This window comes from Rhodospirillales bacterium, assembly GCA_016699855.1.
Taxonomy (GTDB): domain Bacteria; phylum Pseudomonadota; class Alphaproteobacteria; order Reyranellales; family Reyranellaceae.
The window spans coordinates 2,116,375-2,130,924 of the sequence record CP064988.1 but is presented as its reverse complement, the minus strand read 5'-3'; the positions used below and the strand labels follow the sequence as shown (position 1 = coordinate 2,130,924).

Sequence of the window (14,550 nt, the reverse complement as noted above, 5' to 3'; positions counted from 1 at the left end):
CTGCCGGAAGCTCCCGACGCGCTACAGGCATGCGTCCGGATCGCCGGAGGCGTTCGCCGATTACCTTGTGGTTGAATTAGCATTTGATTATATACGGTTGTTGCCCGGCTTTAGACCGTTCCGCGGCGGATTGAGGGTGCCAAGTTGCCAAGGTTTCAAGCCTGCCTCGGGGCGCTCGCGCTGGTCGCGTCGTTCGCTGTTTCGCAGACCGCCGACGCCCAGCGCGTGAGCGCCGAGGCCGCGCCGTTCCGGGTGGCGGCCGAGGAGGGTGGACCCGGCGCGCTGTTGGAGGCGCTCGACGGAGTCCTGCGACGCCGTCCGGAACTCGCGGGAACGCCCGAGACGGCGGCGAATCTCGCCCGTGACGCCGCGGTCGCTGTGCGCTTTCTTCGTGGCGCGAACCTGCCCGTCTACCGGGCCATCATCGATCGGATCGTGGCCGCGGCGCCTCCGGCGAACCGGGACGCGGTGGCGCGCGCCGTGACGGCGGCGGTGGGCCAGACGGCCTCGGTGGATCCGCGCACGCAGACGCGGTTGCCCCCCGGCACCGTCGTGGAAGGCCCGCAGGAGCGGCTTGTCGTCGCCAACGCGGAGGCGGAGCGCGAACGCGCGTCCCGTCTCGGCTTCGACGCGGGAGGGTTCCGCATTTTCCCGACCGTCGACGCGGCGGTCGTGTACGACGACAACGTCTACGCGACCAAGCGCGGTAAGCGCGGCGATATCGTCGGTGTGGCCGCGCTGGCGCTGGTCGGCGAGAACCGCGGTTCGTCGCACTCGGCCGTCGTCCAGGGCCATGTCGACGTCTCGCGCTACCGTCAGTACAATCGCGAGAACGCCCTCGATTTCTGGTTCTCGGCCGAAGGCACCTACGATCTGGGGCCGTCCACCAGCCTGTTCGGCGGCGTCCTGGGCAAGCGCGATCACGAGGACCGCGACTCGCCGGACGCGGTCAACGGCATCGAACCGACGATCTACTGGGAGCAGCGCGCCTACGCGGGCATCGCCCATCGCAGCGGCGCGTGGCGGTTCCGCTTCGGCTCGACCTACCGCCACCTCGATTTCGACGACGCGGACTCGCTCGCCGGGCGGATCAACAACAGCGACCGCAGCCGCAGCCACCTTGAGACGGGGTTCCGGGTCGGCTACGTGTTCTCGCCGTCGTTCCAGTTGTTCGGCCAGCTGGCGCACGACCTGAGGAACTACGACGGCTACCGCGACGACAACGGATTCCGGCGCAACTCGCAGGGCTTCGTGACCGGCATGGGCGCGCGTTTCACCGTGTCGCCCAAGCTGGACGGCGAGGTGTTCGCCGGGTTCATGTACCAGAACTACCGAGACTCGCGCTTCTCCACCGTGGGCACGCCGGCCCTTCAGGGGTCGGTGCGCTGGCGGCCGGTCGCCGGCACGCTCGTCGTCGGCTGGTTCGACCGCAGCATCGAGGAGACGACGTCGTTCGGTTCGCCCGCGTACGTCCTGTCGTCGGTCGGCGCGCGGCTCGAGCAGGACATCACGCGCGATCTGGCGCTGACGTTGCGCGCCGGATACGCGCGGAGCGACTTCCAGGACAGCGGCCGCCGCGACCACGACTACGACGCGAGCGTCGGGCTCAAGTACGGCATCAACGAGAACTACTACGTCGGCGCGGACTACCGCTTCCAGGCGCGCCGGTCGAACCTCGGCGCGGCGGAGTACGACCGCAGCCAGGTGTTCCTGCGCGTCGGCGCGCAGTACTGACGGCGGCGACCGAAGCGTGGACGTCGCGCCGGCCGGGCCGCCGGAATCGTTCCCGACCCGCCGCGGCTAGTCCTTGTAGCCGGCGAGGCCCTTGGCGGTCTCGATCATGGGCTGCTGGTCGACGCGGGTGAATCCGGCGTCGGGCCGGTCGAGATCGGCGACCAGCAGGATCACGGCCACGGCGACGGCGCTGACGACGTAGGTCGGCAGAATGGCGCGCCGCGCCGTCAGGCCGGTGGTGTAGCCGACCAGGCCGGCGGCGACGGCCGCGATCCCGTAGAGCGTGAACAGCACCATCCCCGGCAGCCGCACGCGGGCCGCCGTCAGGCGCTTCAGGTGGCTGTCGATCATGTCGTTCAGCGACTGGATGAACAGGCCCGTCGGCACCATGCCGGGATCCTTGGCGGCGACGGCCTTGGCCTGCTGCCACAGCGCCTCGTGGATCGTGTTGGAGCGGTCGATCAGCTTGTCGAGCGCCGCCATCGAGCGGGTCGAGGCGGCGACGTCGACGCGCAGCTTGGTGTACTCGCGCAGCAGGTCCAGGACCTCGCGGTTGTGCGGCGCCGGCAGCAGGCGCGCGCGCAGGCCCGTGGTGCCGATCGCGTTGGCCTCGTCCAGCAGGGCGTCGCGCCGCGCGTCGAAATTCGAGACCGATATCGCGAAGCTGAAGCCGATCATCAGCCCGAGCATGCCCAGCACCGACCCTTCCAGCGTGGCCGTGTTGTCGTCGCCGTCGACCTGGAATCGCCGCCGCACGTAGCGCCCCGCCTCGTTGGCGCCGCCGACGAGGACGACGCTGAGCGCGAAGATCATCCATAGCGGCGCGGCCTGGAAATCGATCATGGGAACCGGGCTCCTGCGGCGGGACGGCGGCGGCGGGCGCCGCGGGGAACGACAGCGCCGCTTAGCATGAAGCCGCCGTCGTGCGCACGCGCGGCGGCGCGGCCCGCGCCGGTGCCGCGAGGTCGTGGCCCGGGACTCTAGCCGGCGGCCGGCCTGTTCGCGTCGGCGGCGGCGAAATGCGCGATCTGGTCGGCGTGCGCCTTCCTGAACGCGGGGCGGTCGGTGACGCGGGCCACGTAGGCCTCGCTCGCGGGCCGGTCGCCGAAGGCGCGGACGTCGGGGACGCGCAGGACGTCGGCCATCAGCAGGTCCGCCGACGTGAAGCGGCCGGCCGCCAGCCATTCCCGCTGCGCCAACACCTTCTCGAGCTGGCCGAGGCGGCTTCCCAGCCAACCGGCGAGACCGTTCTCCGTCGCGCCCGTCACCTTGAGGAACCACCATGGCACGCTGACCATCTCGATCGAATTGAGCGCGGCGACGATCCATTGCACCGTCTCCGCTTCGCCGGCGGGATCGCGCGGCATCAACGCCTCGCTCTTCCGCGCCAGATGCAGCAGCCCGGCGCCGCTCTCGAACATCTCCACGCCGCCGTCGCTCAGGAACGGGATCTGCCCGAAGGGCTGGCGCGCCAGATGGTTGGTCTCCCGTCCCTCGAACGGCACCGTCCGCACCGAATAGGCGAGGCCGGCCTCCTCGCACGCCCACCGCAGCCGCAGGTCGCGCACGAACCCGCGCGGCATCTCCGGCACCCGGTCGTAGGTCCAGATGATCAGGTCGGCCATGTCGTTCGGTCCATTCCCCAGAAACGCGATCCCGAGGAGAACCGCGCGTAGGCGCTCGGGTTCCTATCCGATCAGCGTGCTCTCCATCGCGTTGGGGTCAGGCTTGCAAACGGCGAATTTCCCATGGCGCGGCGAGGGGGAAAATGCCGCTTTGCAGGCCTGATCCCAGGCCCCACCGAGGTTGGAACTTAACGCTGGTAGAGCAGGAGCCCGTCTTGATTGATAGCCGCGCCGACGATCTTCAAACCAGCATCGGGCCGATACCATTCGAGGTGAATCGGATACGCGAGCTCCGCGTCCGGTGCCTTCTCCCACGCTGAGTGCCACCAGTACCAATCAAGTTCCGGCATCATCACCGCGAGATCGATGTCGCTCTTTGCGTGATGCTCGACACGCGCACGTGAACCGAACAGCCATATCCGGCACCCTTACCGCTACGGCATCCCCTGCCTGCGGGTGCTGGAAGCAACTTCCTGCGTGTTGCCGATGACCGGTGCGCTGACGATGTAGATCTGAGTGCGTTCGAGGCAACTGACCGATGCGTCGGTCGTCGGTACCTGAATCAGGGAACTCGAGAATTAACTGAACTCGCCAATGTATATCTTCATGTAAGGATAGACCCCGCCGATTGGCGGAGCATCGTTGGTTGTGTATCCGCTTGCGCTGGTCTCGGCCTTCATGCTGCGCCACTCCGCGCGACCGCAGCCGCGTCTCGTCTCCCTCCTCGCCGCGCTCGCGGTGGCCGGCGTGGCATCCTTCGCGCTGAACCTGTTCCACCCGCTTGAGGCCTCGGCCCTCGTGCTGAGCTGGAACATCGGCATGGCCGCCGTTGTCAGCGCGCTCGCGACGCTCCGCGGCAGCCGCCTCCTCTCCCGGGCCCGCCTCGGCCGCGCTGTCGCGAAGTAGTAGCGCGCGACGCCATCACGGCAAGGTCGCCGCCCGGCGATCCATCCAGCACCAGGGGTCGGGCAAACGCCCGACGAGTACCAGCGATCCTGCCCGCGGTCAGGCCGGCACAAGCACGATGGCGTTCATCGCGACGGCGCGCGACAAGGTCATCCGTCGCCGCGTCGAGCAGGCTGCCGCCGCCCCCTTATCGGGCGCTACATCTCGTCCGGCCGAGCCGTCACCTTTCCCGCGCGCGCAATGATCAATTCCCCGCGTCGCGCATTCTGACAAGCAGGCGCGCCGGTCATCTTCGTTCCCGATGGCCCGGCGACCCCCGCCGCGCCACCGCGAGGGGATTGACATCGCTATGACGACCATCAGCCGCAGCGTCCTGCTCCGTGCGACCGCCGCCACAGCCCTCGTCGCCGCGGCGACTGGCACCGCGCGCGCGCAGACCTCCATCGTCGCCGATCCGGGCGACGCCCGGATCCACTATCGGACCGTCGAGGTCGATGGCGTCGACGTCTTCTATCGCGAGGCCGGCAGGCGCGATGCGCCGACGATCGTGCTGCTGCACGGCTTTCCGACTTCGTCGCAGCAGTATCGCAACCTGATCCCGGCACTCGCCGATCGCTACCGCGTGATCGCGCCGGACTATCCCGGCTATGGCCGCAGCGCGATGCCCGATCGCGCGCGCTTCGACTACAGTTTCGAGAACTACGGCCGCATCGTCGGCGCGTTGCTACGCCAACTCGGCGTCGCGCGCTATGCGCTCTACGTGATGGACTATGGCGCGCCCGTCGGCTGGCGGGTCGCTCTCGCGCATCCCGAGCGGGTGAGCGCGCTGATCGTGCAGAACGGCAATGCCTACGACGAGGGCCTGCTCGGATTCTGGGATGCGTTCAAGGCCTACTGGCGCGACGGCAGGATTGAGAGCCGCGAGAAGCTACGCCAGTTCCTCGCACTCGCCGCCACCGAGTGGCAGTATACGCATGGCGAGCCGGACAAGACCCTCGTGAGCCCCGATGCTTGGATGCTGGATCAGGTCTATCTCGACCGTCCCGGCAACCAGGAGATCCAGCTCGATCTGTTCTACGACTATCGGAAGAACGTCGCGCTCTATCCCCAGGTGCAGGCGTATTTCCGCAAGCACCAGCCACCCACGCTGATCCTCTGGGGCAAGCGCGACCAGATCTTTCCGGCACCCGGCGGGCAAGCGTACTTGCGCGATCTCCCGCGCGCCGAATTGCACATGCTCGATGCGGGTCACTTCGCCCTGGAGACAAAGGGGCCGGAGATGGCGGCGCAGATCCGCGACTTCCTCGGTCGGACGATCCGTTGATCCCGAGGGGCGATCTGCCGGCGTGATCCTTCTCGTGGACGGAAGGGAGTGTTTACCGCGCCACGCATTCCCGATGTGCCGCTGCAGCGCGATCTTCTCGGCGTCGCGCCGGATGAGCTCCAGGCCGACGCGGCGCGCGGACCGAACCCGCGCGCTCAAGGCGCCGGCGCGGCGGCGAATGCTTTTCCCGCGCGCACGACAGACAGGAGAAGAGACGATGACCATCACGATCAACCGCCGCCTCATCCTTGGCGGCGTTGCCGTCGCTACGCTCGGCGGATCCTCCCCGCGCGCGCGCAGTCCCGCACGGGCGGAACCATCAACCAGATGCATGCCGGGCAGGCGCTAAAAGGCTATGACGCCGTCGCATACTTCTCGGGCACGGCCGTTGCCGGGCGCGAGAACCTCACCGTCGAGCGGGGCGGCGGCGTCTATCGGTTCGCGAACGCGCAGAACCGCGAAGCCTTCTTGCGCAGTCCGGCGCGCTATGAGCCGCAGTACGGCGGCTTCTGCGCCTGGGGCGTGGCGAACGGCAAGCTGTTCGACATCGACCCGGTCACCGGCTGGGAGGTGCGCGATGACAAGCTCTTCGTCTTCTTCAACCCGACGGTCATGGGGCTGTGGCGGGCCGATCGCAACACGCTGTTCGGCCGCGCGGAGCAGAACTGGCCGCGCCTGAACGCCTGAACACGGCAGGCCCCTCGCGCGCGGGGGCCGCGCCGCGCGTCCCACAATTCCGAAAGGACACCTGCGACATGGACAACAACGATACTTCTTCGAACGATCCTGGCCGCCGCGCCGCGACGCGTACGGTCACAGCCGGCACTGTCGCCGGCACGGCGGCGGCGCAGACGCCTTCGGCCTATGCCGATCCGCCCAACCCCGCCCTGCCGCGCAGCACGATGGAACTCGTGCGCGGCCGCACCGCGCTCGTCGTTGTGGACCCGCAGAACGACTTCCTGACCGAGGGCGGCGTTGCCTGGGGCGTGGTCGGGGAGAGCGTGCGCGAGCACAATGTGGTCGCTAACCTCGAACGCCTCTTCCGCGCCGCCAAGACGGCCGACATCCCCGTCGTGGTCTCCCCGCACTACTACTTCCCGACCGACCATGGCTGGAAGTTCGAGGGCACCCTGGAACGGGTGATGCACAGCATCAAGATGTTCGACCGCGCCGGCCCGCTCAACATGGCAGGCTTCGAGGGCTCGGGCGCCGACTTCGTGGACATCTACAAGCCCTACATCTTCGACAGGAAGACGATCATCGCCTCGCCGCACAAGATCTACGGGCCGGAGCAGAACGATGTCGGCCTCCAGCTGCGCAAGCAGCGGGTCGACCATGTGATCCTCGCCGGGATGTCGTCGAATCTCTGCGTCGAGAGCCACATGCGCGAACTGATGGAGCAGGGCTTCGAGGTCGCGGTGGTCAAGGACGCGACCGCGGGTGCAAAGGTGCCGGAGGGGGATGGCTATTTGGCCTCGCTCATCAACTTCCGCATGGTGGCGAACGCCGTCTGGCTCACGGAGGAGGCTGTCGCGAGGATCCTCGCCGTCCGCAGCTGACCTGGCGCGGCGAAATCTGAATCGTGCCGCGGACACCACGCCGAGAGGCGGTCCGCGGCGCCTTTCCCCGCCGAGAGAGCATCAGCGCCTGCGCGAAGGGTGAAAATCGATTGCGGGCAGGTTGAATTGAGCGGCGTCAGGCCAGCGCTGCCAGACCGCGCTGCACGCCGCGCCGCTTGCGCATGCGAACAGCCCACTCCTGGACGGCCGGGTAGTCCGTCAGACTGACGCCAGCGTAGGCCGATGAGTCGAGCCAGCCGAAGTTCATGATGTCGGCCACCGAGAATTCGCCGCCGGCCAGCCAGGGCCCTTGCCGCAGCCGCGCGTCCAGCACAGCGGTGAGGCGATTCGACTCGGTGCGGTAGCGCTCGATCGCAAGGTCTACGCGCTGCGGTGCCGAACGGGCGAACCAGCCGGCCTGGCCGAACATCGGGCCGATCCCACCCACCTGGAAGAACGTGTACTCCAATGCACGAACGCGTCCGATGGGATCGGTCGGGATCAGCGCGCCGAACTTCTCGGCCAGGTACCAGACGATGGCGCCTGACTCGAAGACCGACAAGGTAGCGCCCCCCGGCCCATCCGGATCGACGATGGCGGGGACGCGGCCGTTGGGACTGATGCGCAGAAAGGTGGGGCGCTTCAGCTCCAGCGCGGCGAGATCCACGCGCAGGATGCGGTGCGGCACGCCCAGCTCTTCGAGAGTGATCGGCACCTTGACACCGTTGGGTGTGTTGGCGGTGTAGACGTCGATCACGTGGCGCACTCCAGGCATACTTCCGGCAACGGCGTGGGCAATCGCAAGGAGCGCTGCGCATCACGCAGCGCGGTTCGCAACCCCTCCTCGACGACCGGGTGATAGAAGGGGCTGTCGAGCATCTGCTGCACCGTGTCGCCGCGCTGCACCGACCACGCCAGCAGATGGCTCAGGTGTTCGGCCGCGGGTCCGATCATCTCGGCGCCCAGCAGGCGGCCGCTGCCGCGCTCGGCAAACACCCGCAGCGCACCTCGGTTGTAGCCCATCACCCGGCTGCGGCCCTGGTCTGTGAATGACACCTCGCCGCTTTCGAATGAAGCGCCCGACGCAACCAGCTCGGCGAACGTAGCGCCCGCCATCGCGATCTGCGGATCGCTGAACACCACGGCCAGCGGCGCGCGACGCGGCCGCGCTCGCATGTCGGGCCAGCGGCCGGCGTTGTCGCCCGCGATGCGGCCATCGTCGGCTGCCTCGTGCAGCAGCGGCCGGTCGTCGGCGGCGTCGCCCGCGATGAAGACCGCGCTCGCGCCCGCCTGGCCGGTGCGCCGATCGAACACCGGCACGCCTTGTCCATCGAGCGCCAGCCCGCTGTGCTCGAGGCCGAGACCGTCGAGGTTGGGGCGGCGCCCGGTGGCGGCGAGCACGAACTCGAAACGCTCCTCGTGCACGCTGCCATCGGCATGCACGCTGCGCAGCACCACCTCGTCGCCCTCGCGACGCGGCTGCAGCTCCTGCACGTTCAAGGTCAGTGCCAGCTCGTCGCCGAACAGCGCGCGCGCCAGCGTTTGCAGTGCTGGATCGGTCAGGGGGCCGACGCGGCCGCCACGGCCGAACAGCCGCACCCGCACGCCGAGACGATGCAGCGCCTGTGCCAGTTCGATCCCGATTACGCCGGCCCCCACGACGGCTACCGAGCTTGGAAGATCGGTCCAGTCGAAGACATCGTCATTGACGATCAGGCGATCGCCCAGCGCGGCGCGCCAAGCGTACGGTACGGCGGGCCGCGAGCCGGTGGCGATGACGATACGCCCCGCCTGAATGCGCCTTTCGCCGCCAGGTCCATCGACGGCAAGCGTCTGCCCGTCGATGAAACGGGCATGCCCCTGCCAGCGATGCGCAGCCGGCCAGGCGTCGACCGCGTCGACGACAAAGGCGACGAAGCGATCGCGCTCGCTGCGCACGCGCGCCATCACCGCGCGGCCGTCGATCCGCAACTCGGGCACGTTCACACCGAAGCGGTCGGCGTGCCGCGCCGCGTGCGCCGCGTCCGCCGCCGCGATCAGCAGCTTGCTGGGCATGCAACCCACGCGGGCGCAGGTGGTGCCATAGACTTGACTCTCGATCACCAGCACGCGCTGGGTATGGCGCAGCGCGGCGCGGTAGGCCGACATGCCCGCCGAGCCCGCGCCGATTATGGCGACGTCGGTCTGCGTCGTGTCCGGGGTACGCATCATCGCCGGCCTCACAGGCCCAGAGCGCTGAGGCCCGGGTGGTCGTCGGGACGTCGGCCCTGCGGCCAGTGCATCAGGCGCTCATCCGCGGGAATGGGCTTGTCGTTGATGCTGGCAAATCGCATTTGCATCAGGCCGTTGTCGTTGAACGCCCAGTTCTCGTTGCCGTAGGAGCGGAACCACTGACCTGCGTCGTCGTGCCACTCGTAGGCGAAGCGCACCGCGATGCGACGTCCGTCATGCGCCCACAGCTCCTTGATCAGCCGGTAGTCGAGCTCGCGGGCCCATTTGCGTTGCAGGAAGGCCTGGATGGCCTCGCGCCCGACTGGGAACTCGGTGCGGTTGCGCCACACGCTGTCGAGTGTGTAGGCGAGGGCCACGCGCTGTGGGTCGCGAGAGTTCCAGGCGTCCTCGGCCAGGCGCACCTTCTGGACGGCGGTTTCGCGGGTGAACGGCGGCAGCGGCGGCCGGGATTCGCGGACGGGGTTCATCGATGCTCCAGTGCGTGGTCTGACTGCGAGGAAGAACTACAAGTCCAGCTCGATGCGCTCGCCGCCACCCGCCGCGGGCCGGGCGCAGCACAACAGCGCCTCACCCTCGGAGGGCCTGAAGTTGGTCGCTTCGGCATAGGTAACGCTGCCGCCGCGCAGCGGCGTCGCGCAGGAGCCGCAATGCCCGGCGCGGCAGGCGTAGGGCGGCGAGTAGCCCTTGCCTTCCGCGAATTCGAGCAAGGTGCCGTGCGCGGGCGTCCAGACCGCGCTGTCGCCGCTGCGCCGGAAGACCACGGTCGCTTCGCTGGCCGGCGGTGCGGGCGGTGGCGCGGCGACTGCGGCAACGCCATCGGGATGCCGCTTCAGAGAGGCAGGACCGAAGGCTTCGGCCTGGATGCGCGCGTCGCGCACACCGAGCTCGCGCAGCCCATCATATAGCGCCTGCATGAAGCCGGGCGGGCCGCAGAGGAAGAACTCGTGGTCGTCGAACGGTAGCAGCGTCGTGAGGTGGTCGATCGTGAGCGGGCCGGCCAGCGTGCCCGGCGCGCCGTCGTCCTGCACGACATGCAGCTTCAGCGCGCCGGCGGCACGCGTCGCCAAGGCCAGCAATTCGCCGGCAAAGGCGCGCACCTGCGCGTCGCGCGCCACCTGGATCAGGTGAGTTGGCCGCATACGGCGCAGGCGGAAGCCTTCGGCCACGATGTGCCGCGCGAACGACACCATCGGCGTGATGCCGACGCCGGCGCCGATCAGCACCGCGCTGCGGCGCAGCGTCGCATCGAGCGTGAAGTGGCCGCGTGGTGCCAGCGCCTCGATGGTATCGCCGACGGCCACGCGATCATGCAGGAAGTTCGATGCCGCGCCTTCGCGCTTGACGCTGATGCGCAGGTCGGCATCGCCGGGCGCGCTGGAGATCGTGTAGGTCCGCTGCAGCGGCGCTGCGTCCCCGCGCTCGCGCAGGCGGATCGGCAGGTACTGGCCCGCCGTGAAGGCCGGCTGCGCCAGACCGTCCGCCGGTTCGAGGTGGAAGGAGCGGATCACGCGGCTCTCGTCGACCACCCGGGTCACACGGTAGGGCCGCCAGGTCTGCGCCAGGCGCTGCACCTCGATCCGCCGCGCCGCTTCCTCCCAGCTGCCGGTGATCAGCGTGTTGGGCGACCAGTCGCGAAAGCGCCAGCGCAGCGGCAGCGCATCGGTCATCCGCCAGCCGGCCTCGATGTGGAAGCGCCAGGCGCGCTCGGCCCCCTCGAAGCCCTGCACCTCGGGACCTTCCCACACCACCTCGGCGCGGCCGGTCAGGGTGAGCAGGTCGCCGGTGGCAAAGTCGACAAACAGCACGCCAGCGCGCGGGTCGAGCTCGAGGTTGCCGAAGGTCATGAACAGGAAGTTGCCGGTGAAGTCCGGCACCAGCAGCGTGCGGTCGTCCTCCGCGCGCACGAAGCCGCTGCGGCCGCCGCGATGCGACACGTCGGCGCTGCCGGCGTGCAAGCCATCGGCGGGTGCACGCGTGGCGACGAACAACGTGTCCGACGCACGCACGAGCGCGAGCGCCGCGTCGTCCAGCCGCTCCAGCGCAACGCTGTCGCGCGGCGCGTTGTCGTGGGCGTCGCGTGCCCACTCGGTCTCGCGGCCCTGGATGTATTGCGGGCAATTGCCGACCGTCTGCTCGACGGTCACCCGAATGCCGCCCTCGACGACGGACTCGACGCGCCCGTTCATGCGGTTGCGTCGCCGGGTGTGCAACTCGATGCCGAGCAAGCCCAACGGAGCGCCGGGCGCCAGACCTTGCAGCAGCGGATCGCCCGGCACCGGACGCGCGGCGATCTCCAGATGGGTGGGGTCCGGCGAGCGCATGAAGCCCGGCTCGCCCACCAGCACCGAAGCCCAGGGCCGGCCGAGCGCATCGACCGAGCCCAGCAGCACGAAGGGCAGTTGGGCGAAGAACGCGCGATGTTGGTCGGGCATGTAGGGGCGAATCACGCGCCGCCCCACATCGAGCATGCGCGCCTGAACGCCCAGCCGCGCCTGCACCGCCTGTTCGCCGGCGTGAAACGGGTTGGTGCTGGCGGTGCCGGGATCGGGCTGGTTCATGCGCGCTGCTCGGTGCGGTGTGTCGGGTCAGCCGCTCAGGCGGCCAGGCCGACGGCCGTGCGCTGGAAGGGCACGAAGCCAGGCAACGCTTCGATGCGGGCCAGCCAGGCGCGCACATGCGGATAGGCCGAGAGATCCACGTTGCCCTCGGGCGCGGCCGAGACGTAGCTGTAGGCGGCGATGTCGGCGATGGTGACGTTCGCACCGGCGAGCCAGGCGCGCGTGGCCAGCTGCGCTTCCATCACCTTCAACAGCTGATGCGCGCGGCCGATCACATCCTCCGGGTTGTACTTCGCACCGAACACCGTGATCAGGCGCGCAGCGGCGGGGCCGAAGGCGATCAGGCCGGCAGCTACCGACAGCCAGGCCTGCACGGCGGCCTGCTGCTTCGCGTCGCGCGGCAGCCAGCGGTGATCGGCGTCGTAGGTGCTGGCGAGGTAGACGAGGATGGCGTTCGAGTCGAAGACGATCGTGCCGCCGTCGTCCAGTACCGGCACCTGGCCGAAGGGGTTCAGCGCTAGGAATTCGGGCTTCTTGTGGGCCCCCTTCATCAGGTCGACGGTGATCAGTTCGTAGGGCAGGCCCATCAGCGACAGCGCAAGCTCCACGCGGTGCGCGTGGCCCGACAACGGATGGCGGTAGAGCTTGAGAGTATGGTTGGGCTTCATCGTGGTCTCCTTGGGGCGAGTGGGGAAAAAAGCGTGGCCGTGCAGATCGCGTGCGTTAGCCCTTGGCCTGCCGGGCCAGGACCACCAGACGTGATTCGAGTTCGGCGATGCGCGCGTCGCGCTGGTCCAGCGCGCGCTGCACGTCGTCAGCGTCCAGGCGCAGCGGGATGTGCTGTGGACAGTTCCAGTCGAAGCCTTCGAGGCGGATTACCATCGCGCGCTGCGGCCGCGCACGCGGTCCGGGCGTCATGAGCCGTGCCGCGAGTGCCTTGTCGTCGGCCAGCGGCTGCACGGCCATCGTGCCGAGCAGCTTGAGGCGGACGCGCTTGGTGTAGTCCACCGCGATCAAGGCCACGCGTGGATTGCCCGCCAAGTTGCCGACGCTGATCAGCTGCCGGTTGCCGGCATAGTCCGCAAAGGCGATGTTCTGTTCGTCCAGAACCTGGACGAATCCCGCCGGCCCGCCGCGATGCTGCACATAGGGCCAGCCGGTCTCGGACACGGTGGCCAGGTAGAAGCTCCGTAGCTTGGCGAGGAAGTCCACCTCGGTCGGACCCAACCGGTCATTGAAGGGCTCGCCATCGCCCTCGAAGCTGCGTGCGTAGCCGGCACGGCTCCCGTCGCGCTGCTGCGCGGCTTTCACCTCAGGCGTGAAGGCAATCTCGGCGAAGGCATGGGGCACGGCGGCACCTCGGGTGGCGGTGCCGAAATCTGTGGCCGCTGCTCGCCAGGGAGAAGCCGCGCTGGCGCTAAGAGAGTCTTGTCAGTCCCGGAACGATCGCGGCGCACTACGCTTGGAGTGCGGGCAGCGCACGCAGCCGCTCGATGGCCAGATCGAGGAAGGCACGCACACGTCGCGAGGCGAGGCGGCCCTCGCGATGCAATACATGCACCGGCAACGCCGGCGGCTCGAAGTCGCACAGGACCTCTTGCAGCTGACCGCTGGCCAAGGGTTCGGCCACCTTGTAGCGCATCTGCTGTGTCAGCCCGAAGCCGGCGACTGCGGCTGCGACCGCCGACTCGTTGGTGGTCGTGGCCAGCCTGGGATGCATCTTCATCGCGCGCGACTTGCCGTCCTGGGTGAAGCGCATTTCGTGGCCGGGCGCCACGGCGCCCGCGCACACGACGTTGTGCGACGCGAGGTCGGACGGGGTGCGCGGCGTGCCCGCGCGGGCAAGGTAGGCAGGCGACGCGCAGAGCAGCACGCGCATGCGCCCGACCGAGATGGCCTGCAGCGAAGAATCCGGCAGCTCGGCGATGCGCACGGCCACGTCCACGCCTTCCTCGACCATGTTGACCACGCGATCCATGAACCAGCAGGACGCGTTCACCTGCGGATGCCGGTCCAGGTACTCGGTGACGATGGGGGTGATGAACTTGGCCCCGAACCATCCGGGCGCCGTGATGGCGATCTGACCTTGCGGCGCGCCATGCTGGCCGCTGACGGACTCGTCGGCCTCGGCCAGCTCGGCCAGGATGCGGCGGCAGTCCTCGGCATAGCGTGCACCGGCCTCGGTCACGCGCACGACGCGCGTGGTGCGCGTGAGCAGCCGCACGCCGAGATTCTCTTCGAGCTCATTGATCGCCCGGGTGACCACCGGCGGTGAGACCTTGAGCTTGCGTGCCGCGCCGGACAGCCCATTGGCATCGACGACGGCGACGAAGACGCTGATGAGGTGATGCTTGTCCATAGCGTGACCATTCCGATGGTAGCGGGCAGAGTGCACACTATCCGGGCGTCGGCCGCTGTCAGCAAGTCTTGCCGATCGGAGTCGCGCACGCGATGAAGCTACACGCTGGCGCAATCGACGGCGATCGGTTTGAACTACTGCGATCTCAGCCAGTGCTTGAGGAGGTGAACGTCTGGCAGCTGAGTGGCAGCCGCCAGTTCGCTACACGAGGGAAGAACTTGACCGCAGCGAACACCGTCATGGCCAGCGGTGC

The 14,550-nt window shown here is 68.7% G+C and carries 15 protein-coding genes; 5 read left to right on the top strand and 10 right to left on the bottom strand.

Annotated features, from left to right (window positions below; translation table 11 throughout):
* Positions 1-144: 144 nt before the first annotated feature.
* Positions 145-1,734, top strand: a complete 1,590-nt coding sequence (locus IPK81_09930; protein ID QQS14442.1) for an outer membrane beta-barrel protein — start codon at positions 145-147, stop codon at positions 1,732-1,734.
* Positions 1,735-1,800: 66 nt separating this feature from the next.
* On the opposite strand, the gene IPK81_09925 is transcribed toward IPK81_09930, so the two are convergent.
* The 3 genes from IPK81_09925 to IPK81_09915 form a co-directional block, all read right to left on the bottom strand.
* A complete protein-coding gene (locus IPK81_09925) occupies positions 1,801-2,577 on the bottom strand; it encodes a hypothetical protein (protein QQS14441.1) in 777 nt (258 codons plus the stop codon).
* 137 nt (positions 2,578-2,714) lie between these two features.
* Positions 2,715-3,359, bottom strand: coding sequence for a glutathione S-transferase family protein (locus IPK81_09920; protein ID QQS14440.1), 645 nt, complete (start codon positions 3,357-3,359; stop codon positions 2,715-2,717).
* A gap of 188 nt (positions 3,360-3,547) precedes the next feature.
* On the bottom strand, positions 3,548-3,778 hold the full coding sequence (locus IPK81_09915; protein ID QQS15040.1) for a nucleotidyltransferase domain-containing protein: 231 nt from the start codon (positions 3,776-3,778) through the stop codon (positions 3,548-3,550).
* 223 nt (positions 3,779-4,001) lie between these two features.
* Between IPK81_09915 and IPK81_09910 the strand changes: the two genes are divergently transcribed.
* The 4 genes from IPK81_09910 to IPK81_09895 all read left to right on the top strand — a co-directional run bounded on the left by IPK81_09910 (position 4,002) and on the right by IPK81_09895 (position 7,148).
* Positions 4,002-4,265, top strand: a complete 264-nt coding sequence (locus tag IPK81_09910; protein ID QQS14439.1) for a DUF1109 family protein — start codon at positions 4,002-4,004, stop codon at positions 4,263-4,265.
* Between the two features lie 349 nt (positions 4,266-4,614).
* On the top strand, positions 4,615-5,589 hold the full coding sequence (locus tag IPK81_09905; GenBank protein QQS14438.1) for an alpha/beta hydrolase: 975 nt from the start codon (positions 4,615-4,617) through the stop codon (positions 5,587-5,589).
* A gap of 48 nt (positions 5,590-5,637) precedes the next feature.
* Positions 5,638-6,276 (top strand): hypothetical protein, encoded by a 639-nt coding sequence (locus tag IPK81_09900; GenBank protein QQS14437.1) that lies wholly within the window; start codon positions 5,638-5,640, stop codon positions 6,274-6,276.
* Positions 6,277-6,344: 68 nt separating this feature from the next.
* Complete coding sequence (locus IPK81_09895; protein QQS14436.1) at positions 6,345-7,148, top strand: cysteine hydrolase; 804 nt, start codon at positions 6,345-6,347, stop codon at positions 7,146-7,148.
* A gap of 136 nt (positions 7,149-7,284) precedes the next feature.
* On the opposite strand, the gene IPK81_09890 is transcribed toward IPK81_09895, so the two are convergent.
* From IPK81_09890 to IPK81_09860, 7 genes are all read right to left on the bottom strand, one after another.
* Positions 7,285-7,905, bottom strand: a complete 621-nt coding sequence (locus IPK81_09890) for a glutathione S-transferase N-terminal domain-containing protein (GenBank protein QQS14435.1) — start codon at positions 7,903-7,905, stop codon at positions 7,285-7,287.
* Positions 7,902-9,356: a dihydrolipoyl dehydrogenase gene (locus IPK81_09885; protein QQS15039.1), complete on the bottom strand. Its 1,455-nt coding sequence runs from the start codon at positions 9,354-9,356 to the stop codon at positions 7,902-7,904. Before IPK81_09885 ends, IPK81_09890 begins: the two co-directional genes overlap by 4 nt.
* A gap of 11 nt (positions 9,357-9,367) precedes the next feature.
* A complete protein-coding gene (locus tag IPK81_09880; protein QQS14434.1) occupies positions 9,368-9,847 on the bottom strand; it encodes a nuclear transport factor 2 family protein in 480 nt (159 codons plus the stop codon).
* 36 nt (positions 9,848-9,883) lie between these two features.
* Positions 9,884-11,938 carry a pyridoxamine 5'-phosphate oxidase family protein gene (locus IPK81_09875; GenBank protein QQS14433.1) on the bottom strand — a complete coding sequence of 685 codons (2,055 nt, stop codon included), beginning with the start codon at positions 11,936-11,938 and terminating at the stop codon, positions 9,884-9,886.
* Between the two features lie 35 nt (positions 11,939-11,973).
* The gene (locus IPK81_09870; GenBank protein QQS14432.1) at positions 11,974-12,606 is read right to left on the bottom strand and encodes a glutathione S-transferase; all 633 of its coding nucleotides are present in this window, start codon (positions 12,604-12,606) and stop codon (positions 11,974-11,976) included.
* Positions 12,607-12,661: 55 nt separating this feature from the next.
* Positions 12,662-13,288 (bottom strand): pyridoxamine 5'-phosphate oxidase family protein, encoded by a 627-nt coding sequence (locus tag IPK81_09865; GenBank protein QQS14431.1) that lies wholly within the window; start codon positions 13,286-13,288, stop codon positions 12,662-12,664.
* A 106-nt stretch (positions 13,289-13,394) separates the two neighbouring features.
* A complete protein-coding gene (locus IPK81_09860) occupies positions 13,395-14,297 on the bottom strand; it encodes a LysR family transcriptional regulator (protein QQS14430.1) in 903 nt (300 codons plus the stop codon).
* Positions 14,298-14,550 lie beyond the last annotated feature (253 nt).